A 24,007-nucleotide genomic window follows, 5' to 3' on the forward strand; every position below is an offset into this window, starting at 1 on the left:
AGCTCTATCCACAGGATTTTTCCCGGAAGAGATCCTTCCACAGATGCCGTGTGTACAGGCATCGCATCCACAGATACTGAAGCCGCGATAGCCACTGACTCGACCTCGTTGGCATGGTTGCACTATGACAGCAACCGACGAACGCATCGACTGGCGAGGCACACTGGGCCGCGCCGGAGAAGACTGCGCTTCCCGCGTCGTACAGGAGTGTGGATACGAGGTCCTCGCACGTAACTGGAGAAACGGGACTCGCGGCGAGATTGACCTCATTGCGCGTAGCGGCACGAGGATGACCACCTTTATTGAAGTGAAAACGCGTATTGGTGACAGGTTCGGCAGTGGCCTCGAAGCCGTGACACACGTTAAGTTCACGCGCATCGCGCAGGCAGCGGCCGCATGGTGCGCGGCCAACCGGCCGGAAGCGCCGATCAGATTTGATGTGGTCTCAATCGAGGTCAGCCCCAGCCGGGCAGCATGCTTGAGTCGCGCACTTGAGAGCGGCCACGGCGCTCAATGGCTGCGTCGCAATGCGGATATCACCTGGTGTCAGGGCATTCAGCTATGAGTGGGCAGACGGCCTCGATCCGCACGATTGCGTTGATCGGCATGGATGGTCACATAGTCAATGTGGAGACATCTGTCGCGAACGGTGTGGTCTCATTTACTCTGGTCGGTTTACCGGACGCGTCTTTGCGTGAATCCAAGGACCGTGTGCGCTCCGCACTCAGTGCCTGCGGGCTGGGCCTTCCCAACCAGCGCGTCACCGTCAACCTGTCACCGGCCGGCCTACCCAAGTCAGGATCAGGGTTTGATTTGGCGATCGCACTGTCTGTTCTGCTGGCCAGTGGACAGATCCCGCCCGACGCTGTGGTGGACACGCTTTTCTTGGGCGAACTGGGTCTGGATGGGTCGCTGCGGCCTCCGCCTGGCCTTCTCGCAGCTGTCATAGGTGCTGCACGAGGCGGCACCACCGATATCGTGGTCCCAGCAGCAAGTGTCGCTCAGGCGGCGCTGGTGCCGGGTGTATCCGTCCACGGCTACGAGCATCTGGCGGATTTAGTCGAATCTGTTGGCGGCATTGCCCAGCGCAGCGGAAGCGTAGGCTTCTCCCATCCTTCCGAGGGCGAGTGCGATCACTACAGTTCCAGCGCGCAGTGTCCGTCCTTACTTGATTTGAGCGATGTACGAGGCCAGTCTTATGCCCGGACAGGCCTTGAGATCGCCGCAGCAGGGGGACACCACATCATGTTGATAGGGGAGCCAGGAGCCGGAAAGACCATGCTTGCGCGCGCGTTGCCGACCATCCTGCCACCTTTGGATACTGACACATCACTCACGACGACCGCGCTGCACTGTCTGGCGCAGGCGTGGAGCGCAGAGCACGGACTGATCACTCAGCCTCCGATCGAAGCTCCACACCACTCGGCATCGATGCCGGCCCTCGTGGGTGGGGGACAATCAGTGGGGCGACCAGGCGCCATCTCCCTTGCACATGGGGGAGTGCTGTTTCTTGATGAAGCTGCTGAGTTTGCCCCCTCAGTGATGGATGCCTTACGTGAACCGTTGGAAAACGGTGTGATGACGATTCACCGCTCGCGCGCAACCGTCACGTTCCCGGCATCTTTTCAGCTCGTCTTGGCGACCAACCCGTGCCCCTGTGGTAACCGGAACTCCAAGCATGCTCGATGCACATGTACCTCCATGCAGCAGCGCCGCTACTTGTCGCGCCTGTCTGGACCGCTTCTTGATCGTGTCGACATTCAATTGAATGTGTCCAGACCTACCGCGGGAGACTTCGCGATGGATACGGGGGAGACTTCGGCATGCGTTCGCGAGCGTGTGGAGGAGGCCCGCCAGCGACAACGCCGCCGCTTCGAGGGGACACCCTGGAGACTCAACCGAGAAGTTCCTGGCTCCGTCCTGCGGCGGGATTTCATGCCCGACGAGGCAATCGCATGCGCAATGTCGCGCGCAGTGGATTGCGGCTCACTGTCAATGCGCGGCGCGGACAAAGTCCTGCGAGTGGCATGGACGATCGCTGATCTGGCAGGTCACAACCATCCCACCATGAATGACTTCACGATGGCGTATTCACTTCGAACAGGAGAAGATTATGACGATCCCCCTACTGCCCGATGAGCATCATATTGCTGCCTGGTGGTCCAGTGTGATCGAACCGGGTGACGTGTACGCCCATGCGCTTCGCCTCGCTCTGGGCGATGATGAGGCGATCGCCTGGGTGTGTGCAGACACGCCGGGCAGCTTGCCACTTGCACTTGAGCGAACTGCGCAGGGAATTCCTCGGGATTGGGAGACTGTCTGGAAGCGCTGGCATCCACGAGCCGTGGTCGCCGACCCGGCCGGGGACCTTGAATGGATTGAACGCGTCGGTGGTCAGCTGCTGATTCCGAGCGATAGCAAATGGCCTGAGGCTTTGAACGACTTGGAACACGAGCGGCCGGTGTGCCTATGGGTGCGAGGCCACCTGCTCGATCGCCCTACCGTCGCCATTGTCGGATCACGAGCCTGCACCCGGGTTGGTGAGAAGACTGCTGCCGACATGGGATACGAGCTGGCGTCCAAAGGTATGTGCGTGGTGTCCGGAGGCGCGTTCGGCATTGACATCGCAGCACATAGGGGAGCACTCGCCTCGCCTCCGGGCCCCACTATTGCCGTGATGGCTGGCGGACTCGAACGGCCGTATCCCGTAGCACACCGTCAACTTTTTGACGAGATAGTCAGCCATGAGGCGGGTGCGCTGATGAGTGAGGTACCGCCACGGTGGCGCCCTGCACGCTGGCGTTTTCTCACGCGTAACCGCGTTATCGCGGCGTTGGCACAAGCGACCATCGTCGTTGAAGCCGATCAACGATCCGGAGCGCTGGCAACAGCGCGGCGCGCCATGGAGCTGGGACGGCACGTCGGAGCTATTCCAGGCCCTGTTACATCAGCAATGTCACGAGGCTGCCATCGGTTGATTCGTGAGGGCGGCACGCTGATCCGCGACAGCGCAGATGTTATTGAGATGGTCAGCACCCTTGACCTGAACATCGGAAACACAGAACCGCTCTTCGACCAGCCTCAATCACCCGACCACGGCATCGACGCCCTGCCTTGCCACCAGCGCAGAGTGTGGGAAGCGCTGCCCAGGCGCGCCGCTTCCAGCGTGGATGCCATAACCGTCACGGCAGGGATGAGCATAGAGGATGTGATGAGCGCATTGGGCGCTCTCGAGCTTGCAGGGCTCGCAGCGCACACACACGGTCGGTGGAAGCGCACCGCGTAAAATAGGCGCGTGAGTGATGCTAGGACACAACCGGTACGGGAGCTCATCGACGTGTGGATTGATGAGCTCGCGCACTCGCGTGGCCTGTCAGCCAACACTGCGCGCGCCTATCGAACTGACCTGAATGAGTTTGCAGATTTTCTGGACCAGCGCATCGCAAACGGCACCACACTGGACCAGGCAGTGACCACCAGCTCGATTCGTCAGTGGCTCGCCCACATGGCCAATGATGGGATGAGTCGGGCGACCCTGGCTCGACGCATCGCCTCCATCCGCGGATTCACCAGCTGGGCGCACCATCACGGGCATCTGAGCGCAGACCCCGCCCTTCTCGTCACCGCACCTTCGCGTGACCAGCGCCTACCACATGTCCTCGACATTCAGGCGGCGCGCGCACTCATGGACTATGCACGTCAGGAAGCGCGCGACGGCGATCCGGTCCATATCCGTGACTGGGCAATGGTGGAAACCCTCTATTCGACCGGCATACGCGTCTCCGAGCTATGCGGTTTGGATCTGGGGTCCTTCGCATTCGACCGGCAATGCCTGAGAGTACTCGGCAAGGGCAACAAGGAACGCGTTGTTCCCCTGGGCGATCCGGCAGCTCAGGCACTGCATATGTGGTTGGACCGTGGTCGCGTCGCCCTCGTCGATGCGCGCGTGACAACGAACGCCGCATTTTTGGGTGAGCACGGCAAACGTATCGACCCGCGTGTTGTTCGAGCTCGCCTGCATCGACTGGCAGCCAGGGCAGGTGTGCGGGACGTCGCGCCGCACGCGTTGCGCCACAGCGCCGCCACGCATCTTCTTGAAGGCGGCGCCGACCTGCGCGTTGTTCAGGAAATCCTGGGGCACTCATCATTGCAGACCACGCAGCGCTACACGCATGTCGATGCTGCGCGTCTGTCGGCGATCTACCGTCAGGCACATCCGCGTGCGTGACCCCTAGCGTCACTCCCACGGCTTCAAGACAATCGGTCCAACGAGGAATCTGAGCGGGTCATGGTAGGTCCGGGGGCCAGACTTCACGCCCCAATGCAAAGCGCCGGGGGAGTGGCCACTGGCAACATGGCCGATCACATCACCCTTGCGAACCTCATCGCCGGGCGTTACCGTGGCTTCAACCGGCTCGAACGTTGAACGCACCGATCCGTGCGACACAGAGACCACCGGCCGATCGACAATGACGCCTGCCACCACAACTGTGCCGTCCGCTGGCGCGTAAACCGGTGAGCCGACCAGCACATCCAGATCGACCCCTCGATGTCCCGGCAGCCAATTGTGCTTTAGGTCGTCGAAAGCGCGTGCGACCGGCACAGGATCTCCACTGGGCCATAACCACGGCTCGCGCGCATCGCTCAGTGGCTGCGCTGCACCCGCCCATGCGGCGACCGATACGGATAGCGCCCCTGCGAGCATGCATAGCACCCGACCCGCGCTTTGACCTCTTACTCTCATGCCGACACTGTCACCTACCTGTGCTTTGCACGCAATCGCTTGCCGCGCTCCTGTGGACACGTTGACGCGACGCATCTACCTGTGGACACGTTTTGAAACGGACGTTTAGGGACGGGCTTCACAGTTCCGGAAGGTGGAGATGCCCACCACGTGGACTACAATGTGGGGAGCGTCCGCATCAGCGGGCGACTTCGCGTGTCATTTCCGCACTCGAGTTTTCACACGAAAATTGACGAGGGTGGGGCGCGGATGCCACGGTCCCTACGGGGCGGCATCCGGTCATGGCACCAGGGTCGGCATAATGCCGATAACAACCGAGAACCGGTACGCATCTGCGTGCCCCGACCTGCGCATTGCGCAGAAAGGACGATCATGGCAGTCGTCACCATGCGCCAGCTGTTGGAATCTGGCGTTCACTTTGGCCATCAGACCCGTCGCTGGAACCCGAAGATGAAGCGCTTCATCCTCACGGAACGCAACGGCATCTACATCATTGACCTTCAGCAGACAATCGCTGACATCGACATTGCATACGACTTCGTGAAGGAAACCGTTGCTCATGGAGGCAACATTTTGTTCGTCGGCACGAAGAAGCAGGGCCAGGAAGCTATTGCAGAGCAGGCCTCACGTGTTGGCATGCCGTATGTCAACCACCGTTGGCTCGGCGGTATGCTGACCAACTTCTCCACCGTTTCCAAGCGCCTGCAGCGTCTGAAGGAACTCGAGCAGATCGATTTCGAGGATGTCGCATCCTCCGGACACACCAAGCGCGAGCTGCTCATGATGAGCCGCGAAAAGGACAAGCTTGCCCGTACCCTTGGTGGTATCCGCGACATGTCCTCCCTGCCGTCAGCGCTGTGGATCGTTGATCCCACGAAGGAGCACCTGGCAGTGGCAGAGGCTCAGAAGCTCAACATCCCGATCGTTGCCATCCTCGACACCAACGCTGATCCTGACGAGGTCGACTACCGCATCCCCGGTAACGATGATGCGATCCGCGCCGTGTCCCTGCTGACCCGCGTAATTGCTGATGCAGCAGCCGAAGGCCTCCTCGCACGCAACTCGCGCCGCCAGAAGGATGCTGAAGCTGACGACAGCACCGAGGGCGAACAGTCCGAACCGCTGGCAGAATGGGAACGCGAGCTGCTTGAGGGCAACAAGCCTGCTGAAGAAGCAACCAAGGACAAGGCTGAAGAAAAGGCCGACGACAAGGCTGAAGAAAAGGCCGAAAAAGCCGCACCCGCGTCAGAAGAAGCATCCGAGAAAGAAACCTCAGCTGACGCTCAGTGAGAGCTTCAGCAGACCACTACACTTTTTGCGAAAGGACTGACAGCAATGGCGAATTTCACCGCTGCTGACGTCAAGGCTCTGCGTGAACAGACCGGCGCAGGCATGATGGACGTCAAGAAGGCACTGACCGAAGCTGACGGCGACCAGGCCAAAGCTCTTGAAATCATCCGACTCAAGGGCCTCAAGTCCCTGTCCAAGCGCGAAGACCGTGTTGCCTCGGCTGGACTGCTTGTCGGCACCGTTGTCGATGACAAGGCCGGCATCCTGGTTGAGGTCAACTCTGAGACCGACTTCGTTGCCAAGAACCAGAAGTTCATTGACTTCGCCCATTCGGTTCTCGAATCGGCAGTCAACTCCGGCGCAGCCACCCTCGAGGATCTTTTGGCTGCTTCCCATGAGGAAGGAACCGTGCAGGATGCGCTCAACACGATGGGCGCCGTGATCGGCGAAAAGCTTGAGATTCGCCGTATCGTCCGTCTCGAAGGCGAACTGGTCACCCTGTACCTGCACCAGACCAGCCCTGACCTACCTGCGCAGGTCGGCGTTCTCGTCTCCACTGACGAAGCTGGCCGCGAGATTGCACACGACGTTGCTATGCACATCGCTGCCTACCAGCCGACGTACCTTGACCGCGACCACGTTCCGGCCGATGTACTGGCACAGGAGCGCTCGACTCTCGAGAAGATCACGCTGCAGGAAGGCAAGCCTGAGAACATCGTTCCCAAGATCGTTGAAGGCCGCCTGAACGCATACTTCAAGGACAACTGCCTGGTTGACCAGGAGTACGCTCGTGACCCCTCCAAGACCGTTGGACAGGTTCTCAAGGAAGCCGGCGCAACTCTGACCGACTTCGTTCGTCTCCACGTCGGAGCCTAAACAGTAGCCATGATGGCCCCGCCCACACGGACGGGGCCATCATCACAATAAGGAGAGTGCATGGCGATGTCTCAGCGCCGAGTATTACTGAAACTGTCAGGAGAAGCATTCGGCGGTGGCAAAGTAGGTCTCGACCCTACCGTCGTCAGACAGATTGCCGAACAGGTCGCGCAGGCAGTTCACCAGGGCATCCAGGTCGCCATTGTGGTGGGCGGGGGCAACTTCTTCCGAGGTGCCGAATTGTCACGCTCTGGACTGGACCGTGCACGCGCCGACTATATGGGGATGCTCGGTACTGTCATGAATGCCCTGGCATTGCAAGACTTCATCGAACAGGCTGGCGTCGCCAGTCGTGTGCAGACCGCCATCTCCATGCAACAGGTCGCTGAGCCCTATATTCCGCTGCGCGCCATTCGTCACATGGAAAAGGGCCGCGTGGTCGTCTTCGGTGCTGGTGCCGGAATGCCGTACTTTTCGACCGACACTGTCTCCGCTCAGCGCGCACTGGAAACCCACTGCGACGAACTGCTCGTCGCGAAGAATGGGGTCGACGGTGTTTACGATGACGACCCGCGTTCCAATCCGAATGCCCGTCGCTTCGATTTTCTGACATACTCGGATGCACTGGCTCGCGGCTTGAAAGTTGTAGATGCTGCCGCATTTGCTCTGAGTCGTGACAACGGACTGACCATGCGCGTGTTTGGAATGTCCGAACCAGGAAACATCACTAAGGCACTGATGGGCGAATCAATCGGTACGCTAGTGACTGCAACACCTTCAGATGACGAGGAGTAAACGTGATTGATGATGTTCTGCTCGAAGCAGAAGACAAAATGGACAGCGCCATCGAAGTGGCGAAGGAAGACTTCGGCAATATTCGCACTGGACGCGCCAACGTCGGCATGTTCCAGCAGATCATGGTGGACTATTACGGCGCACCCACACCGATGCAACAGCTGGCCTCGTTTCAGATTCCCGAGGCGCGCACCGTCCTGATCTCTCCTTATGATCGCAATTCGACCGCAGAGATCATGCGCGCTATCCGCGAATCTGACCTGGGTGTCAACCCCTCGGACGACGGCAACGTCATCCGTGTGGTGCTGCCATCGCTCACCGAGGAGCGTCGCCGCGACTATGTCAAGCAGGCTAAGACCAAGGCTGAAGAAGCTCGCGTGTCCGTGCGCGCTGTGCGACGCAAGGCCATGGATCAGCTCAACAAGATGAAGAAAGACGGAGACGCTGGGGAAGACGAGATCGAACGCGCGGAAAAGTCTTTGGAAAACACGACCCGCGAACACGTCAGCCAGATCGACGAGCTTCTCGAATCGAAGGAAAGCGAACTGCTGACGATCTGATGGCACACGCCTCGACACGCACCATCATCACACAGGTTTTTCGTCCAGGGCCCACCCAGGATCACAAACCTCTGTCAGTGTCCGGACGCGCCGGACGTAACCTTCCAGCTGCGATCGCGACGGCAATCGTCCTCATCACGATTGTCGGCGTAGCTGTCGCTATTGGCCGGTGGGCCGTCACCGCAGTCGTATGCGTGATGTCCTTGGTCGCCATCTGGGAACTGGCCGCTGCTGTGCGCCGTGACGGCATTATCGTCCCGACTGCACCCCTGTATGTCGGTGCTGTTGCGATGATCGTCTGCGCCCGCCAGGGCGGGATTGGAGTAAGCGCCGGAATTCTGGCTCTGACTGTTGCCATCGCCAGCGCATGGCGTCTGCTCGACCCCGACGGTGACCGCCCGCACGGACGAGACCTCGTCTACACGGCTTTTATCGCCGTATACGTACCGTTCTTTGCCTCATTCGTTGCCACAATGATCTCGGGTCAGTCTTGGCGCTGGGTTCTGGTGATGTACCTGGCGGTGACCTGCTCGAACGATCTGGGCGGCTGGGCCTGCGGTGTTCTCGTCGGCCGTCACCCGATGGCTCCGCGCATCTCTCCCAAGAAGTCGTGGGAAGGTTTTATTGGTTCGGTCGCCATGTGTATGGCTGTGGCAGCGTGTTTCATTGTGCCTCTCGGCGGACGCTGGTGGTGGGGTCTGGTTGTGGGTCCGCTCATTGCTGTGGCTGCCACCGTGGGTGATCTGACCGAATCCATGCTCAAACGCGACGTGGGACTGAAGGATATGTCGGGTATCCTGCCAGGCCACGGCGGAATGATGGATCGCCTCGATTCAGTGCTGATGTGCGCCCCGGTCTTCACGTTCATTGTCAGCTATGCATTGCCGGGGACACTGCTATGAGCACCCGAGAAGTACGCCCCACCGATCAGGCACCGGAAGGCGCGACGCATCCTGATGCCAAGCCGGTCCTGTCTTTCACCGCGCGCCGTCGCGGCAAGGCGCCGCGTCACCTCGTTGACCTGGACCTTGCTGAACGTAAGGAAGCTGTGGCAGCGGTTGGTATTCCTGCGTTCAGAGCCGATCAGCTGTCGCGCCACTATTTTGAGCACATGCTCGGTGACACTGCGCAGATGACGGATCTTCCTGCATCACTGCGTCCGAAGCTGGGGGAGGAACTCTTCCCGAAGCTCCTGACGGAAGTCACAGCGCAGCACGCTGACAAGGGCCAGACGATTAAGACTCTGTGGGAGCTTTTCGACGGCGCCCGCGTCGAATCGGTTCTCATGCGCTACCCTCACCGCACGACGCTGTGCCTGTCTTCTCAGGCCGGCTGCGGGATGGCGTGCCCGTTCTGCGCGACCGGGCAGATGGGGCTGACACGCAACCTATCCACCGGTGAGATGGTCGAACAGGTGCGCGTCGCCCGCTTGGCATGTGCCCGAGGCGACATTGGTGATGGGCCGACACACCTGACTAACGTCGTTTTCATGGGGATGGGGGAGCCGCTTGCCAACTGGCGTCACCTGGTGGGCACGCTGCACCGACTCGTGCGCGATGTGCCTAAGGGATTCGGCATGTCCGCCCGTAACATCACCGTCTCAACTGTCGGCCTGGTTCCTGCGATCGACAAGCTGTCAGGCTTGGGAATCCCGGTGACACTGGCAGTGTCCCTGCATGCACCCGACGATGACCTGCGCGATGACCTCATTCCGATTAATTCACGCTGGAAGGTCGGTGAACTCCTGGATGCTGCGAGGCGGTATTTCATGGCGACCGGCAGGCGCGTGTCAATCGAATACGCGTTGATTCGCGATATGAACGATCAGCCGTGGCGCGCGCAGCTCCTCGCTGATGAGCTCAATAAACGAGGGCGCACGTGGGCCCATGTCAATCCCATTCCGCTTAACCCCACGCCCGGGTCCATCTGGACGGCATCGACACAATCCGCCCAAAATGAATTTGTTGACACGTTACGTCGTGCAGGGATTTCGACCACGATACGTGATACACGTGGATCCGACATTGATGGGGCGTGTGGTCAACTCGCAACCGCCGTCGAGAAGGTAAGCTCATCTCGTAAGAAGCGGCCCGTCCCGGTTCACATCGAACGCAGGAGTGAGAATGAGTGACTCTTTTCCGAAAGTGAGTGTCTTCAAGCGCGGTTACGACCCGAAGCTCGTTGACGAATTCTTCACCGAAGCGCGCAGTGCTTACGAGGGCGGTGTTCCTGCAGAACAATTCAGCGCCGAGCAAGTCCGCCAGGCGACCTTCCTGCTCAAACGCGGCGGATACGCGTGTGAAGCAGTGGATGCTGCGATGAGCCGTCTGGAAGATGCGTTCATTCAGCGTGACCGTGCCGACCATATTGCCGTCAACGGCGAATCCGCTTGGTATGAACGCGTGGCAGACCGTGCAACGACTCTGTACCCCCGCATGCTTCGCCCACGAGGGGAGCGCTTCTCCCATCCTGCATCCGGCCGAGGCTACAACGCACAGGAAGTGGACGATCTTCTGGACCGCTTGGCTGACTATTTCGATGACCGCGGTGAAGTCACTGTCGAGGACGTACGCCTGGCAACGTTCCGTGATGCAAAAGGCACGAAGGCCTATTCTGAAGGGCCTGTGGATGCCTACCTGGGGCGCGCCGTTGAGATCCTCCTCGCTGTCAACTGATGCACACCGATCCTTTTGTGCGCGATGTCGTAATCCTCGGGTCCACCGGGTCGATCGGCACGCAGGCCCTTGATGTCATCGAACGCCACGAAGAGGCGTTCCGGGTGCGCGCGCTGGCAGCAGGTGGCAGCAACATTGACCTGTTCGCCCGTCAAATCAGGTATTTTCGCCCCGAACGCGTCGCCCTCGCCCAGCCCGTAGCACACCAGCTTGCCGCTGCCTTGGACGAGATGGGTACTGCGCGTCCAGACATTGCCGAGGGCGCCGACGCCGTCGCACAGCTTGCCGGAGCTTACCCCAAGGCCACAGTCCTCAACGGGATCACAGGCCAAGCCGGCCTGGAATCCACACTGGCCGCGCTGACCGCCGGATCCACGTTGGCACTGGCTAACAAAGAGTCCCTCGTTGTCGGTGGCTCCCTCGTCCGGAAAGCAATGCAGCGCCCCGGGCAGATCATTCCCGTCGACTCGGAGCATTGCGCGATCGCACAGGCCCTCAGCTCGGGGATCCATGAGAAGGGTCTAACGGCGCCGCGAGTGACCGGCCGAAGCGAAGTTGCCGAACTGGTGCTCACCGCCTCAGGAGGCCCATTCCGCGGGCGCACCCGCGCTGAACTGGCACACGTCACCGCGCAGCAGGCTCTGGCTCACCCGACGTGGGCAATGGGGCCGGTGGTGACGATTAACTCATCAACCTTGATGAACAAGGGGCTGGAGCTGATTGAGGCGCATCTGCTCTTCGATATAGCGCCTGAAAGCATTATTCCCGTCGTTCACCCACAGTCGATCGTGCACTCGATGGTGACGTGGCGTGATGGCGCCACCATTGCTCAGGCCAGTCCGCCTGATATGCGCCTGCCGATCGGCTGGGCACTGTCGTACCCGGAAAGGCTAGGCGACATCGCCCAGCCGCTGACGTGGTCAGCATCGCAGTCATGGACCTTTGAACCCGTTGATTCTGATACGTTTTCCGCTCTTGACCTGGCTCGCCAGGCCGTGGCCGCTTCACCGACGCACCCGGCCGTATTAAACGCCGCCAATGAAGTCATGGTCGATGCATTCTTGCGCGGCCAGGTGCGGTGGCTCGACATTGTGGACACTGTTGGGGCTGTCCTTGACGCGCACGAGGGCGTCAGCGATCCAACACTGGATGATATCCATGAGGCCGAACGGTGGGCTGCTGACCGTGCCCGTGCCGTAGCGGGTCTGGGATCTGAACGAGGGGACCACTAGTGGCGGGAGCCGTTGGCATTATCGTCGTCATCATTGGGCTTCTGCTCTCGGTTGCCTTGCACGAGATCGGTCACATGGTGCCAGCCAAACGCTTTGGAGCTGCCGTCAGTGAGTATTCCGTTGGTTTCGGGCCGGTAATCGCTCAACGCACTTGGCGCGGTACGCGCTACGTGATTCGGTGGATTCTGCTGGGAGGCTACGTGCGCATCCTGGGCATGCTGCCTCCCGCGCGGCCTGGCACACGCACGCACCGCGGCTCGAAGCTTACTTTGGCCGAACAGGCACGTCGCCAGTCCGCCGAGGAAATGATTGACGAGGGTGCAACCGGCATTCCGTTCTATCAGCTGTCTGTGCTGCAGAAAATCACTGTCATGATGGGCGGACCGGTTATGAACCTGCTGATCAGTGCTGTTCTGACGGCAGTGGCACTGATGGGAATTGGCATTCCGACCGCATCCCTGACACTGGCGGACGCGCCACAGACCATCACGATGCGCGACGGGGAAGAATTCCCCGGCCCTGCCTATCAGGCCGGGATCCGCGCAGGCGACACGGTGCGTTCCTGGGGTGACACGTCGGTTCACCAGTGGGATGATCTGGTCGGCGCGATCACGCACACAGGATCTGAACCCACCGCCGTGACAATTGAACGCGACGGCGTGGAGCAGACGATGACCGTGACGGCCCACCAGGTGTCTGATGGCTCGTATATCACCGGAATTGTTGCCGGGGTGGAGCGACGCTCAGCTCAGGTTTCAACCGTGGGCAGTGTGTGGGCACAGATGGGTATCGGCACAGCGGCAATTGTGGTCAAGCTCCCTGTGGCAGTGTGGAATGTCGTGGAGTCTCTTGTCACGGGCAAGGACCGTGGCGAGGACTCTGTCATGTCTGTTGTGGGGGTGGGTCGCGTCGCGGCTGAAGTCTCCTCCAGCGCAGCGCACGACGCACAATCAGGTGGAACGGATTTTGCCGGTGCTGCTGGAACGCTGCTGATGCTGCTTGCTTCACTGAATATGGCGTTGTTCGTGTTCAATCTGATTCCGCTGCTACCGCTCGACGGCGGCCACATCGCAGGCGCCCTGTTCGAGGGGACCCGTCGCATGTGGGCGCGCCTTCGCAATCGTCCAGATCCCGGACCGGTTGACACGGCGCGTATGCTGCCTGTGACCTACGCTGTGATGCTGATTCTGGTGGTTATGACGATTGTGCTGGTGATTGCCGACATTGTTGTCCCTGTCACGTTGCCCCTGTGAGATCGTCGTTAATCGCTGCCAACTGCCATGCTTCGGGAGATAATGAGCCCATGAGCCAGCCAATTGCATTGGGAATGCCCTCCACTGCGGATGTGGGATTTCCTCGGAAGAAGACTCGTCGCATCCACGTAGGGTCAGTCCCTGTGGGGGGCGGCGCGCCGATTTCTGTTCAGTCCATGACCACCACGAAGACGCATGACATCGGGGCGACACTTCAGCAGATCGCGGAGCTGACTGCAGCTGGGTGCGACATTGTGCGTGTGGCATGTCCGACTGATAAGGACGCTGCTGCGCTCAAAGTAATCGCGCAGCAATCCACCATCCCTGTTATTGCGGACATCCATTTCCAGCCCAAGTACGTGTTCGCGGCAATCGAGGCGGGATGTGGGGCAGTACGTGTCAATCCAGGCAATATTCGTCGGTTCGACGATCAGATCGAGGCCATCACTCAGGCTGCTACAGAACACGGGACCTCGATCCGCATCGGTGTCAACGCCGGCTCGCTGGACAAACGTATGTATGAAAAGTTCGGCGGCCCAACCGCTGAAGCTTTGGCTGAATCAGCTGTCTGGGAAGCCTCGCTGTTTGAGCAATACGACTTCCACGACTTCAAGATTTCTGTCAAGCACCACGATCCTGTCACGATGATCCGTGCCTATGAGCTCTTGTCCGAACGAGGGGACTGGCCGCTCCACTTGGGTGTCACGGAAGCTGGACCGGCCTTCCAGGGCACCATCAAGTCGGCTACCGCCTTTGGCGCCCTGTTGCGTGAGGGCATCGGTGACACGATCCGCGTGTCCTTGTCGGCACCGCCCGTCGAGGAAGTCAAGGTTGGCATTCAAATTCTGCAGTCAATGGGGCTGCGCGAGCGCACACTGGAAATCGTGTCATGCCCGTCATGCGGCCGCGCGCAGGTCGATGTGTATTCCCTGGCTAACAGTGTGACTGAGGGGCTGAAGGATTTGACGGTTCCCCTGCGCGTCGCCGTCATGGGATGCGTCGTGAACGGACCAGGTGAAGCACGCGAAGCCGACCTGGGTGTGGCATCCGGCAACGGGAAAGGCAAGATCTTCATCAAGGGTGAAGTGGTCGAAACAGTGCCGGAAGATCAGATTGTTGAAACACTGATTCGCCGCGCAAACCTGCTCGCCGAAGAAATGGGCCTTGAAGAAGGCGACGGTCACGTCGAGGTCATCCCTGCCGGAGCACGGTGATCACCGTGAGGTGCGCGTCGAGCGGGGATATTGTGTACCGTTGAAAGATAGCCTGGAAGTGCGGAAGGGAGCGGCTCGTGGGTAGTAATCGCCTGGGTCGAACCGTGACAGGTTATGCGCTCTTGGTGCCCAGTTTGATCGGTGTGCTCGTTTTCCTTCTGGCACCCATCGGCATTGTGATCTGGCTGAGCTTTCAGCGCTGGGATTTGATCGCACCGCGCCAATTCGTCGGATTCGACAACTGGGTATCTGTCCTTACCGGACCTGACCTGGTGAACTCCCTGATCGTCACTGCACTCCTGGTGCTGTTGGTAATTCCCATTCAGACACTCCTCGGCCTGCTGATGGCTGCTCTCATGGTGAAAGGACTACCAGGCTCGGGAGTGTTCCGCGTTATCTACGTCATCCCGTGGGTGTGTGCGCCACTGGCTCTGGGCATCGTGTGGAAGTGGATTTTTGCCCCCACCGGCGGTGCCCTGAACGCACTGATCGGCGCCCGGGTCGAATGGCTGACCGATCCGACATTAGCCCTGCCAGCAGTCGCATTCGTATCCATCTGGTCCCAGGTCGGCTACGTCGCCCTGTTTTTTATGGCCGGTCTGGCAGCGATACCAGAAGACATCATTGAGGCAGCGCGCGTCGATGGAGCATCCGACACGCGCATCTTCTGGTCAATCAAGGTGCCCCTCATCCGCCCGACGATGTTCTTCGTACTGGTTACGTCCACCATTTCCGTCTTCCAAATGTTCGACCAGATTTTCGCGCTGACCGAGGGCGGCCCGGCCAAGCGGACAGAGGTACTGTCCTACCGGATCTACAACCTGGCGTTCACGAACTTTGATCTGGGCAGAGCGTCGGTGACGGCGTTGGTTCTCTTCGTCATCCTGGTGGCAATCACGCTGATTCAGAATCGCTACTTTTCCCGGAGGATGACCTATGAGTACTCCTAGGAAGCGTGGCGTTGCCGCGGTGTGGACGAACACCCTTGTCTACGCAATCTTGGTCATCGGTGCGGTTCTGGTTCTGGCACCGTTCGCGTTGTCTGTCATGACGTCGTTGAAGACACCAAGGCAGTTCGCTACCTCGTCGCCTCTTGAACCTCCCGCACCGCCGACTCTGGACAACTTCACGAACCTGTTTGCAGGTGGAACGAAGGTCGACTTCAGCCGCGCCTTCGGCGTAACGTTCGCCGTCGTGATAGTTGTCCTTGTGGGCCAACTTCTTTTTTCCATCATGGCCGCCTATGCTTTCGCGCGTATCAGTTTTCCTGGTCGTGACGCCGTCTTCTGGGTGTATCTGGCTACGCTCATGGTGCCGCAGGTCGTCACGATCGTTCCGCTGTATCTGATGATGGCGCAAAGTGGGCTGCGCAATACGTTCTGGGCATTGGTGCTGCCGTATGTCTTCGGCTCCCCGTATGCGATCTTCCTGCTTCGTGAGTATTTCCGCTCCATTCCTCAGGACCTGATCGACGCAGCGCGCCTCGATGGTGCTGGAACTATCCGAGTATTGACTCGGATTGTCGTGCCTATGTCCCGCCCGATTATCGCAACTCTTGCGTTGATCACGGTAGTGACGCACTGGAACAACTTCATGTGGCCGTTGATTGTGACAACCGGCCAGGACTGGGCAGTGATCACCGTGGCGACCTCGAGCCTGCAGTCCCAATACACCAATAACTGGACGCTGGTCATGGCTGCCACCACGATTGCAATGGCACCGTTGATCCTCATATTTGCGCTCTTCAATCGTCGTATTGTCGATTCCATTGCGATCACGAGCTTTAAGTAGACCCCACCACAACACGAAAGGATGAAGCGATGACACATCTGCGAAAGCCGCTTCTTGCAGGAATTCTGGGCATGGCATTGGCTCTGGCTGCCTGCAGCTCAGGAGGATCCGGTCAAAGCGGCGAAAGCGGGGGGACCGCTTCGAATTCAGGAGCTGCCACCACTGTGACCTTGAGGCTGTGGGACGAGGGGGCCGCCGGCGCCTACGAAGAATCACTCGCTGCATTTCACGAACAGAATCCTGACATAGCTGTGGAGATTTCCGTCGTCCCGTGGAGCGACTACTTCACCAAGTTGCGCACGGATATCGCTGCCGGCTCGATGGATGACCTGTTCTGGATTAACAACTCGTCCTACACGTCCTACGCCAAGAGCGGCAACATGGTCAATATCGACGAGGCATTGGGCGCCGAAGCGCGCGACCAGTGGGATGCCAATGTTGTCAAGGCCTTCACCCTCGATGACACATTGTGGGGCGTGCCGCAGCTGTCGGACGCTGGAATTGCGCTGTACTACAACAAGACTCTCCTCGATGAAGCTGGCGTGACACCGGACGACCTCGCCAATGCGAAATGGTCACCGCAGGGCGGCGACGACACGCTGATCAACCTGCTCAAGAAGCTCACGAAGGATGACAGCGGCAATACTGCTGATTCAACCGACTTCAACGCAGATTCGATCAGCCAGTACGGCTACAACGCGGCTCAGGATCTCCAGGCAATCATGCTGCCCTTTATTGGCTCCAACGGCGGCACGTTCCAGAACGGTGACCAATTCACCTTCTCTGACGCCAGGACCACACAGGCCATGCAGTACGTTGTCGACCTGATTACCAAGGAACACGTGGCTCCCTCGGCAGCCGATACGAACATGGACGGAGAATTCACTCGTAACCAGTTCCTCCAGGGCAACATGGCGATCTTCCAGTCCGGCCTGTACAACTTGGCCACCATTGCGGAAAGTGCCGATTTTGAGTGGGGGACAGCGCTTCTGCCGGAGGGTCCCGCAGGCCGTGTCTCTGTCACCAACGGCATCGTCGTTGCGGGCAATGCGAAGAGTGAGAACCCCGAGGCTGTTGCCGAGGTTCTGGAGTGGCTCGGTTCCCAGGAAGGCAACGAATATATCGGAAAGAACGGCACGAATCTGCCTGCGGTCACAGCGGCGCAGCAGGTCTACTTCGATTTTTGGAAGGACAAGGGGATCGACATTCAACCGTTCTTCGACGTTGTCGCCGATGGTGCGCCCACCATTGATCCGCCTGTAGGCGACAACTTCACGGCCGCGTCAGCCGCGTACACCGAAGTCCTTAACGAGGTCTTTCAGGGACGCGTTCCCGTCGCTGAGGGTATGAAGACAGCGGACGAGAAGGCGAACGCCGCCATGAACGGCGAATAAGACGTCTACCGCTTGCGCGGCCGTGAGGCAGTCGGTGCCTCACGGCCGCGTTTCAGTTGCGCCCCACCATTGGTTGATGCCTGAATCCACCGCATGCACGTCGATGGCCTGCAGTTCCTCGTCGCTGAAGTCAGTGGCATCGAGTGCTCCGAGAGAATTCGACAATTGCTCCACGCTGGAAGCTCCGACCAATGCGGTGGTCACGGTGCGCGCTCCCTGATCTCGCAGCACCCACGCGATAGCCATTTGAGCCAGATCCTGTCCACGCTCATGAGCTATATCGTTGAGGGCGCGAATGTGATCGAGCGTCTCATCGGTGAAGAATTCGCGCGAAACTTTACCCACGCCGAGCCGTGAATTCTCAGGAATGCCGTCCAGGTACTTGTCGGTGAGCATTCCCTGCGCCAGAGGAGAAAACGCGATGACGCCCATCTTCTGTTCAGCGGCAGTATCCAGCAGCGAGGGCTCGCCTTCTTCAACCCATCTGTTCAGCATCGAGTACGACGGCTGATGAATCACGAGGGGAACGCCGAGTTCACGCATGATCGACTGCGCCTGAATGGTTGCGTGCGCGCTGTAGGACGAAATCCCGACGTAGCGTGCTTTGCCCGATGCCACAGCATCACGCAGCGCCATCATCGATTCTTCCAGGCGCGTTTCGCCTTCAGGACGATGGTGGTAGAAGATGTCCACGTAATCGAGCCCCATACGGGTCAATGACTCATCCAGAGATGACAACAAGTAGTTGCGGGAGCCGCCCTGGCCATAGGGACCTTCCCACATCTCCCATCCCGCTTTCGTTGAAATGACGAGCTCGTGGCGATGTGCCCGCAAATCCTTCGCGAAGATCCTCCCGAAGTTCTCTTCCGTGCTCCCCGCTGGAGGACCGTAGTTATTGGCTATGTCGAAGTGGTAAATACCGTGATCGAATGCGAAGCGAATAATGTCACGCTGTGTCTGGAACGGGCGGTCGTCACCGAAGTTGTGCCACAGTCCCAGTGCAATGCGAGGGAGCTGCAAACCTGAGTCCGCGCAACGCGCGGTCGGCATGGTCGAATAACGGTCCGTCGAAGGCAGCCAGGGAGTACCGGTTGGAAGAAAATTCATCATGGTTCTATTGTCTCGTGCTGCTGGTCGCCTCGCTTGGATTCCGACATCTCAGGGACAGGATCTGACAGGAAGCGCAGTGGTGAACTAATCTGGAAGACGTGCTGAAAACTATGTCATCTTTCTTTGTCCGCACGTTGCGTGAAGATCCCGCCGACGCGGAAGTCACCTCTCATAAGCTCCTGGTGCGCGCTGGTTACATTCGTCGTGCCGCACCCGGTATCTACACGTGGCTCCCGTTGGGCCTGCGAGTGGTGCGCAAGGTGGAGCAGGTTGTGCGTGAGGAAATGGACAGGATCGGTGCGCAGGAAGTGCTGTTCCCAGCTCTGCTTCCAGCCGACCCGTACAAGCAGTCCCACCGCTGGGAGGAATACGGCCCTACGCTCTTCAAACTGCGTGACCGCAAAGAGGGGGACTATCTGCTTGCCCCCACTCACGAAGAGATGTTTACCCTGCTGGTCAAGGATATGTACTCCTCGTACAAAGATCTTCCCGTCACGCTGTACCAGATTCAGACCAAGTACCGTGACGAGGCTCGTCCTCGCGCCGGTCTGATCCGCGGACGCGAATTTATCATGAAAGATGCCTACTCTTTCGACCTTGACGATGACGGGCTGGATGCCTCCTACGACCTGGAACGTTCGGCATACGAAGCGATCTTCAAACGTCTGGACCTTGAATACGTCATCTGTTCGGCAATGTCCGGCGCAATGGGCGGATCACGCTCTGAAGAGTTCCTGCATCCGTGCACGATTGGCGAAGATACATTTGTTCGCTCTGCAGGTGGGTATGCGGCCAACGCGGAAGCTGTCAAGACACCGGCACCGGACCCGCTGCCAATCGAAGGTCAGCGCCAGGCAGTTGTCTATCCGACGCCGGATTCCACGACGATCGACGCACTCGTGACGTTCGCGAACGACGAGCATCCGCGTGAGGATCGCCCGTGGGAAGCATCCGACACATTGAAGAACGTGGTAGTGGCGTTGACGCATCCTGACGACACGCGTGAAGTCGTGGTGATCGGTGTGCCAGGTGACCGAGAAGTCGATATGAAGCGCCTAGAGGCCGCTGTTTCACCGGCGCGTGTTGAGATCGCGACCGGCGAGGATCTGGCGCAGCATCCGGAGCTGGTCGCCGGTTACATCGGCCCCGACGTCCTAGGCCCCAATGCACGGGGCATTGAACACCCTGTGCGCTACCTGCTCGATCCGCGCATCGTGGATGGCACGTCGTGGATCACAGGCGCCAATGAGGTCGAACGGCACGTCTTTGGCCTTGTCAAGGGGCGTGACTTTACTGCAGATGGCTGGATCGAAGCGGCCGAGGTACGCGAGGGCGACCCCGCACCTGACGGCTCCGGTCCGTTGCACCTGGAACGCGGCATCGAAATCGGCCATATTTTCCAGTTGGGACGCAAGTACGCCGAGGCGTTGGGCCTGACCGTTCTGGATGAGAACGGCAAATCCCGCATCGTCACGATGGGCTCCTACGGTATCGGCGTGTCTCGCGTGATGGCGGCCTTGGCTGAATCGACCAGCGATGAGAAGGGCTTGTCATGGCCCGCACACATCGCACCCTTCGATGTTCATGTCCTCGCCACGGGCAAGGGCGAGGAGATCTTCACGACGGCGCGCGATTTGGCCACTCAGTTGGATGCTGCAGGTCTCGATGTGCTCTACGATGACCGTCCGAAGATGTCGGCAGGCGTCAAGTTTGCTGACAGTGAGTTGATCGGCATTCCGATCACCCTCGTCGTTGGGCGTGGCCTGACTGACGGTGTCGTGGAAATCCGTACGAGAGCGACAGGTGAGCGCCATGAAGTTCCCGTGGACGAAGCGCTCATGCGTGTCAGTGAACTTCATCAAGACCTAATGAATCAGGGGCAATAATGGCAATTCGTGACATTCGCATAATCGGAGATCCCATCCTGCGTACGCCGTGCGAGGAGATCACGACGATTGATGACCACGTGAAGATGCTGGTCGAAGATTTGCTTGAGGGCGTTGATATGGACGGGCGTGCGGGTCTCGCGGCCAACCAGATCGGCGTTGGTCTGCGTGCGTTCTCGTGGAACATCGATGGGGAAGTGGGCTACATCCTGAACCCCCGGATCGTCGAGTTGTCCAAGGACGAATATCAGGATGGCGATGAGGGTTGTCTGTCAGTTCCTGACTTGTTCTTCCCAACTGAGCGTGCCTGGTATGCCCGTGCCGAGGGGATTGACCTGGATGGCAAGCCAGTTGTCGTCGAAGGCGAGGAGCTGATGGGTCGGTGTATTCAACACGAATGCGACCACCTGGACGGCAAGATTTACATTGATCGCCTTGACCGCAAGAACCGTAAGGAAGCGATGCGCGCGATCCGCAAGATGGGTCTGTAGCTGATGCGTGAGCACGGTGACGCACTCTGCCTCAATCACGCCTTCTGGCAGGAGCAGGCATCACGTCACGCTCAGTCACCGTTTTACGACGTTAACACTCTGGTGAACGATCGCGCGAAGATTCCTGAGGCTATACGCTTGGATCGACCGTACCTGGAGGGCGCTGGCATCGAGGGCGGCGACGTCATCCACCTTCAATGCCATATCGGCACCGACACTGTAGGACTGGCACGCTTGGGGGCGCACCGTCTGGTTGGCCTTGATTTTTCCGAAGAATCCCTGGAGATTGCACGCGGCATTGCCGACCGAGCAGGCCTCCACATCGACTACGTGTGCTCGGATGTTTTGTCTGCCCATGAGGCGGTAGAGGAACGCTTCGACATTGTGTACACCTCGGAGGGTGCCCTTGCATGGGTGCCTGACATACGCCGGTGGGCTCATGTTGTCGCTTCCTTGCTGAAACCAGGCGGCACTCTGGTTGTACGTGACGTGCATCCTCTTGTGGGAACGTTGAAGGACCCGGTGCAATGTGACGCCCTCGAACTTCATTTCCCGTACTTTGAAACCCGTGAGGGAATCACATGGGACGACGACTCAAGCGAAGCCGACTACGCAGGCTCTTCTGTGACCCCAGGCAAGAACGCGACGGTGGAGTGGAACCACTCACTTGGGCAGATTGTCAATGCGCTCAGTGACGAGGGCGTCTTTGTTAAACGCCTTGACGAGATTGATGAGTTATTCTTCCCGATGTCGCCCGATATGAAACGGTGCGGACCCAGCAGCTGGAAGCTACCGGAATCCGCACCGACATGTGCCCTTCCTCTGTCATTCAGAATCGTGGCAACTGCAGATCTCACATCGTGTTGACGATCAGACCGATGTGCGTGTAGAAGTTCAGGCATCCGAATAGGCCGATTGCAACGCCGCATGCCAGCCACAGCCACATGACAGCGTTAAGAATGCCGCCTCCACGCGATTCAGATGTGCCTTCTTTATCAGCGCGGAACACGCCGATTGGGAACAGGACGCAGCCCAAACCGATGACAAAGAAGAACAGTGACATGAAGATCGCTTCGAACCACGGCCACTGTGCAAACCAACCGGAAATGGGCTCCTGCGGGGGAGCGGTGAAGAGTCGGTACATCACGCCGGCGAAGGCGATGCCCCACAGTCCCAATCCCAGTCCGCCGGCGAAAATCGACAGCGGCTTTGCGGCGTGGAGCAGTTCGCTCAGAGCCTTCTGTGAACGGGCAATGTGGTCACGCTGCTTCCAGAGATAGAAGCACGCGAACAGTAAGAGTGATCCAAAGCCCAGGCAGGTTTCACCGAAGATCACATTGTCGTAGGCGAAACCGCCAGCGGCCAGCGGCCACGTCGTCGTCATGTGCAAGCCGGTGGTTGTCAAGATCAAGCCAAGAGCACCGAACGCCATGGCGTATCCGTCGACCCGCACGGCAGTCTTGCCGGAGTTCGAGCGAACTTCCCTGAAGAACATCGCAAGCCCGATGAGCGCTGCACCGGCTGCGACTGCCATTAACGTGTTGTAGGTCGGCATGCTCGGCCAATCGATCATGCCGGGGCTTTCGACACCTCTGAAAAAGTCGTCCATCTATTCTTTTCTTTCCTCGACCCATGTCTCCACACAAAATGGAGCCGCGCCGTCTGCGCAGTGGGGACACTACGATGCTAACAGGCTTTCACGGCGTGGCACTGGAATAGTCGGCGTAGACGCGTCATAATGGGTGTAACGCCACGAATCAGCGTGTCTGTTTCCGGTTGAGAACGTAGGGGAAGACGATTCTCACGCGAAATGGAGGTCACGATGAGTAGGTCTTACACCCGTGGTGTACTTTTCGTGCACTCAACTCCGCCAGCGCTGTGTCCACACATCGAGTGGGCCGTTGGAACAGCGCTCGGACAGGAAGTGCACCTGCAGTGGACTGATCAGGATGCTGCACCCGGGATGGTACGCTCCGAATTCTCATGGGTAGGCCAGACCGGGTCTGGCGCCCGACTCGCGTCGGCACTTCGCGGCTGGGAACACCTGCGTTACGAAGTCACCGAGGAAGCCACCGCGATCACTGACGGTGGCCGCTGGTCTCACACGCCGTCACTGGGCATCTTCCACGCCCAAATGGACACGGCAGGCAACGTTGTCGTGCCGGAAGGAAGGATTCGCGCAGCCCTCGACGAATCACATTCCCCGACAGAGATGATCGACAAACTCAATCTTGCGCTCGGACAGGCGTGGGATGATGAGCTCGAACCATTCCGCTATGCCGGTGCCGGAGCTCCGGTGCGCTGGCTCAACCGCGTGGGGTAAGACATGGGATCGATCGGCGACCAGCTTGGCATCGACTTGACCGAACTCCTCGACATGGACGAACCGCCTCAGAGCGATCAGGAGGACAACGATACGGTCGGTGAAGCCGTCATGAACGCACTGCTGGAAGAAACCTCCATCGAACCAGACCGGATGCGCGCAGACCTGACACTCGAAGGTGACCTCGACCTGGACACCCTCGGACGCTACTCTGTGATCAGCCAAATCGAGCACGAACTCGGCATCACCTTGATCGACCGGGACGTGGATGCACTCACAACGGTCGAGGACCTGCTCAACCTAGCTCGCTCGACGTCCTGAACCGCACACGAGCCCTCCCGAACCCGATAGGCTGGATATGAGGAGGATCGGA

Annotated in this window: 25 protein-coding genes; 22 read left to right on the forward strand and 3 right to left on the reverse strand. The window is 59.3% G+C overall.

The features are described from left to right. The first annotated feature begins 124 nt into the window (after positions 1 to 124). Genes BN3002_RS04125 through BN3002_RS04140 form a run of 4 tightly spaced genes read left to right on the forward strand, consistent with a single transcriptional unit; the run spans position 125 to position 4,228 of the window. Positions 125 to 565, forward strand: a complete 441-nt coding sequence (locus tag BN3002_RS04125; protein WP_074026163.1) for a YraN family protein — start codon at positions 125 to 127, stop codon at positions 563 to 565. Continuing rightward, positions 562 to 2,139, forward strand: a complete 1,578-nt coding sequence (locus BN3002_RS04130; protein ID WP_058236718.1) for a YifB family Mg chelatase-like AAA ATPase — start codon at positions 562 to 564, stop codon at positions 2,137 to 2,139. The genes BN3002_RS04125 and BN3002_RS04130 overlap by 4 nt, the downstream gene beginning before the upstream one ends. Beyond that, complete coding sequence (dprA, locus tag BN3002_RS04135; protein WP_058236719.1) at positions 2,114 to 3,286, forward strand: DNA-processing protein DprA; 1,173 nt, start codon at positions 2,114 to 2,116, stop codon at positions 3,284 to 3,286. The genes BN3002_RS04130 and dprA overlap by 26 nt, the downstream gene beginning before the upstream one ends. A 9-nt stretch (positions 3,287 to 3,295) precedes the next feature. Further along, the gene (locus tag BN3002_RS04140; protein ID WP_058236720.1) at positions 3,296 to 4,228 is read left to right on the forward strand and encodes a tyrosine recombinase XerC; all 933 of its coding nucleotides are present in this window, start codon (positions 3,296 to 3,298) and stop codon (positions 4,226 to 4,228) included. A 9-nt stretch (positions 4,229 to 4,237) separates the two neighbouring features. On the opposite strand, the gene BN3002_RS04145 is transcribed toward BN3002_RS04140, so the two are convergent. Further along, positions 4,238 to 4,744 carry a M23 family metallopeptidase gene (locus tag BN3002_RS04145; RefSeq protein WP_074026184.1) on the reverse strand — a complete coding sequence of 169 codons (507 nt, stop codon included), beginning with the start codon at positions 4,742 to 4,744 and terminating at the stop codon, positions 4,238 to 4,240. Positions 4,745 to 5,116: 372 nt separating this feature from the next. Between BN3002_RS04145 and rpsB the strand changes: the two genes are divergently transcribed. The 13 genes from rpsB to BN3002_RS04210 all read left to right on the forward strand — a co-directional run bounded on the left by rpsB (position 5,117) and on the right by BN3002_RS04210 (position 17,824). Next, on the forward strand, positions 5,117 to 6,034 hold the full coding sequence (gene rpsB / locus BN3002_RS04150) for a 30S ribosomal protein S2 (protein ID WP_058236721.1): 918 nt from the start codon (positions 5,117 to 5,119) through the stop codon (positions 6,032 to 6,034). Positions 6,035 to 6,079: 45 nt separating this feature from the next. After that, entirely contained in the window at positions 6,080 to 6,910 is an 831-nt protein-coding gene (tsf, locus tag BN3002_RS04155; RefSeq protein ID WP_058236722.1) for a translation elongation factor Ts, read from the forward strand. A gap of 60 nt (positions 6,911 to 6,970) precedes the next feature. Continuing rightward, positions 6,971 to 7,705, forward strand: coding sequence for a UMP kinase (pyrH, locus tag BN3002_RS04160; RefSeq protein WP_371935764.1), 735 nt, complete (start codon positions 6,971 to 6,973; stop codon positions 7,703 to 7,705). 2 nt (positions 7,706 to 7,707) lie between these two features. Then, positions 7,708 to 8,265, forward strand: a complete 558-nt coding sequence (gene frr / locus BN3002_RS04165) for a ribosome recycling factor (protein WP_058236723.1) — start codon at positions 7,708 to 7,710, stop codon at positions 8,263 to 8,265. Next, entirely contained in the window at positions 8,265 to 9,167 is a 903-nt protein-coding gene (locus tag BN3002_RS04170; RefSeq protein WP_058236724.1) for a phosphatidate cytidylyltransferase, read from the forward strand. The genes frr and BN3002_RS04170 overlap by 1 nt, the downstream gene beginning before the upstream one ends. After that, positions 9,164 to 10,396, forward strand: a complete 1,233-nt coding sequence (gene rlmN, locus BN3002_RS04175; RefSeq protein ID WP_058236725.1) for a dual-specificity RNA methyltransferase RlmN — start codon at positions 9,164 to 9,166, stop codon at positions 10,394 to 10,396. The genes BN3002_RS04170 and rlmN overlap by 4 nt, the downstream gene beginning before the upstream one ends. Then, on the forward strand, positions 10,389 to 10,940 hold the full coding sequence (locus BN3002_RS04180; protein ID WP_058236726.1) for a DivIVA domain-containing protein: 552 nt from the start codon (positions 10,389 to 10,391) through the stop codon (positions 10,938 to 10,940). The genes rlmN and BN3002_RS04180 overlap by 8 nt, the downstream gene beginning before the upstream one ends. After that, positions 10,940 to 12,172, forward strand: a complete 1,233-nt coding sequence (gene dxr, locus BN3002_RS04185) for a 1-deoxy-D-xylulose-5-phosphate reductoisomerase (protein ID WP_058236727.1) — start codon at positions 10,940 to 10,942, stop codon at positions 12,170 to 12,172. The genes BN3002_RS04180 and dxr overlap by 1 nt, the downstream gene beginning before the upstream one ends. Then, positions 12,172 to 13,425 (forward strand): M50 family metallopeptidase, encoded by a 1,254-nt coding sequence (locus BN3002_RS04190; protein ID WP_058236728.1) that lies wholly within the window; start codon positions 12,172 to 12,174, stop codon positions 13,423 to 13,425. The genes dxr and BN3002_RS04190 overlap by 1 nt, the downstream gene beginning before the upstream one ends. 50 nt (positions 13,426 to 13,475) lie before the next feature. Then, positions 13,476 to 14,639 carry a flavodoxin-dependent (E)-4-hydroxy-3-methylbut-2-enyl-diphosphate synthase gene (gene ispG, locus BN3002_RS04195; protein ID WP_070727237.1) on the forward strand — a complete coding sequence of 388 codons (1,164 nt, stop codon included), beginning with the start codon at positions 13,476 to 13,478 and terminating at the stop codon, positions 14,637 to 14,639. 77 nt (positions 14,640 to 14,716) lie between these two features. Continuing rightward, entirely contained in the window at positions 14,717 to 15,589 is an 873-nt protein-coding gene (locus BN3002_RS04200) for a carbohydrate ABC transporter permease (RefSeq protein ID WP_058236729.1), read from the forward strand. Next, a complete protein-coding gene (locus tag BN3002_RS04205) occupies positions 15,576 to 16,430 on the forward strand; it encodes a carbohydrate ABC transporter permease (protein WP_058236730.1) in 855 nt (284 codons plus the stop codon). The genes BN3002_RS04200 and BN3002_RS04205 overlap by 14 nt, the downstream gene beginning before the upstream one ends. Positions 16,431 to 16,459: 29 nt before the next feature. Beyond that, on the forward strand, positions 16,460 to 17,824 hold the full coding sequence (locus tag BN3002_RS04210; protein WP_070727242.1) for an ABC transporter substrate-binding protein: 1,365 nt from the start codon (positions 16,460 to 16,462) through the stop codon (positions 17,822 to 17,824). 39 nt (positions 17,825 to 17,863) lie between these two features. On the opposite strand, the gene BN3002_RS04215 is transcribed toward BN3002_RS04210, so the two are convergent. Beyond that, positions 17,864 to 18,934 (reverse strand): aldo/keto reductase, encoded by a 1,071-nt coding sequence (locus BN3002_RS04215; RefSeq protein WP_058236731.1) that lies wholly within the window; start codon positions 18,932 to 18,934, stop codon positions 17,864 to 17,866. Between the two features lie 110 nt (positions 18,935 to 19,044). On the opposite strand from BN3002_RS04215, the gene BN3002_RS04220 reads away from it, so the two are divergent. The 3 genes from BN3002_RS04220 to BN3002_RS04230 all read left to right on the forward strand — a co-directional run bounded on the left by BN3002_RS04220 (position 19,045) and on the right by BN3002_RS04230 (position 22,178). After that, the gene (locus BN3002_RS04220; RefSeq protein ID WP_371935765.1) at positions 19,045 to 20,820 is read left to right on the forward strand and encodes a proline--tRNA ligase; all 1,776 of its coding nucleotides are present in this window, start codon (positions 19,045 to 19,047) and stop codon (positions 20,818 to 20,820) included. After that, positions 20,820 to 21,311: a peptide deformylase gene (def, locus tag BN3002_RS04225; protein WP_058236733.1), complete on the forward strand. Its 492-nt coding sequence runs from the start codon at positions 20,820 to 20,822 to the stop codon at positions 21,309 to 21,311. Before BN3002_RS04220 ends, def begins: the two co-directional genes overlap by 1 nt. 138 nt (positions 21,312 to 21,449) lie before the next feature. Beyond that, positions 21,450 to 22,178: a class I SAM-dependent methyltransferase gene (locus BN3002_RS04230; protein WP_157843504.1), complete on the forward strand. Its 729-nt coding sequence runs from the start codon at positions 21,450 to 21,452 to the stop codon at positions 22,176 to 22,178. Here BN3002_RS04230 and BN3002_RS04235 read toward each other — a convergent pair. Then, positions 22,165 to 22,920: a DUF981 family protein gene (locus BN3002_RS04235; RefSeq protein ID WP_058236735.1), complete on the reverse strand. Its 756-nt coding sequence runs from the start codon at positions 22,918 to 22,920 to the stop codon at positions 22,165 to 22,167. The genes BN3002_RS04230 and BN3002_RS04235 overlap by 14 nt on opposite strands. Before the next feature lie 213 nt (positions 22,921 to 23,133). Here BN3002_RS04235 and BN3002_RS04240 point away from each other — a divergent pair, with 213 nt between their 5' ends. Then, positions 23,134 to 23,634 carry a DUF3145 domain-containing protein gene (locus BN3002_RS04240; protein WP_058236736.1) on the forward strand — a complete coding sequence of 167 codons (501 nt, stop codon included), beginning with the start codon at positions 23,134 to 23,136 and terminating at the stop codon, positions 23,632 to 23,634. Positions 23,635 to 23,637: 3 nt separating this feature from the next. Next, entirely contained in the window at positions 23,638 to 23,955 is a 318-nt protein-coding gene (locus BN3002_RS04245; RefSeq protein ID WP_058236737.1) for an acyl carrier protein, read from the forward strand. Positions 23,956 to 24,007: the final 52 nt, after the last annotated feature.

Source organism: Actinomyces ihuae, from assembly GCF_001457875.1.
Classification (GTDB): domain Bacteria; phylum Actinomycetota; class Actinomycetes; order Actinomycetales; family Actinomycetaceae; genus Pauljensenia; species Pauljensenia radingae_A.

Excerpts from the sequence above, each read along its gene's own strand:
- BN3002_RS04125 (WP_074026163.1), top strand. The coding sequence starts at position 125 with ATGACAGCAACCGACGAACGCATCGACTGGCGAGGCACACTGGGCCGC.
- BN3002_RS04130 (WP_058236718.1), top strand. The coding sequence starts at position 562 with ATGAGTGGGCAGACGGCCTCGATCCGCACGATTGCGTTGATCGGCATG.
- dprA (WP_058236719.1), top strand. The coding sequence starts at position 2,114 with ATGACGATCCCCCTACTGCCCGATGAGCATCATATTGCTGCCTGGTGG.
- BN3002_RS04145 (WP_074026184.1), bottom strand. The coding sequence starts at position 4,744 with ATGAGAGTAAGAGGTCAAAGCGCGGGTCGGGTGCTATGCATGCTCGCA.
- rpsB (WP_058236721.1), top strand. The coding sequence starts at position 5,117 with ATGGCAGTCGTCACCATGCGCCAGCTGTTGGAATCTGGCGTTCACTTT.
- tsf (WP_058236722.1), top strand. The coding sequence starts at position 6,080 with ATGGCGAATTTCACCGCTGCTGACGTCAAGGCTCTGCGTGAACAGACC.
- pyrH (WP_371935764.1), top strand. The coding sequence starts at position 6,971 with ATGGCGATGTCTCAGCGCCGAGTATTACTGAAACTGTCAGGAGAAGCA.
- BN3002_RS04170 (WP_058236724.1), top strand. The coding sequence starts at position 8,265 with ATGGCACACGCCTCGACACGCACCATCATCACACAGGTTTTTCGTCCA.
- rlmN (WP_058236725.1), top strand. The coding sequence starts at position 9,164 with ATGAGCACCCGAGAAGTACGCCCCACCGATCAGGCACCGGAAGGCGCG.
- BN3002_RS04180 (WP_058236726.1), top strand. The coding sequence starts at position 10,389 with ATGAGTGACTCTTTTCCGAAAGTGAGTGTCTTCAAGCGCGGTTACGAC.
- dxr (WP_058236727.1), top strand. The coding sequence starts at position 10,940 with ATGCACACCGATCCTTTTGTGCGCGATGTCGTAATCCTCGGGTCCACC.
- ispG (WP_070727237.1), top strand. The coding sequence starts at position 13,476 with ATGAGCCAGCCAATTGCATTGGGAATGCCCTCCACTGCGGATGTGGGA.
- BN3002_RS04205 (WP_058236730.1), top strand. The coding sequence starts at position 15,576 with ATGAGTACTCCTAGGAAGCGTGGCGTTGCCGCGGTGTGGACGAACACC.
- BN3002_RS04210 (WP_070727242.1), top strand. The coding sequence starts at position 16,460 with ATGACACATCTGCGAAAGCCGCTTCTTGCAGGAATTCTGGGCATGGCA.
- BN3002_RS04215 (WP_058236731.1), bottom strand. The coding sequence starts at position 18,934 with ATGATGAATTTTCTTCCAACCGGTACTCCCTGGCTGCCTTCGACGGAC.
- BN3002_RS04220 (WP_371935765.1), top strand. The coding sequence starts at position 19,045 with ATGTCATCTTTCTTTGTCCGCACGTTGCGTGAAGATCCCGCCGACGCG.
- def (WP_058236733.1), top strand. The coding sequence starts at position 20,820 with ATGGCAATTCGTGACATTCGCATAATCGGAGATCCCATCCTGCGTACG.
- BN3002_RS04235 (WP_058236735.1), bottom strand. The coding sequence starts at position 22,920 with ATGGACGACTTTTTCAGAGGTGTCGAAAGCCCCGGCATGATCGATTGG.
- BN3002_RS04240 (WP_058236736.1), top strand. The coding sequence starts at position 23,134 with ATGAGTAGGTCTTACACCCGTGGTGTACTTTTCGTGCACTCAACTCCG.
- BN3002_RS04245 (WP_058236737.1), top strand. The coding sequence starts at position 23,638 with ATGGGATCGATCGGCGACCAGCTTGGCATCGACTTGACCGAACTCCTC.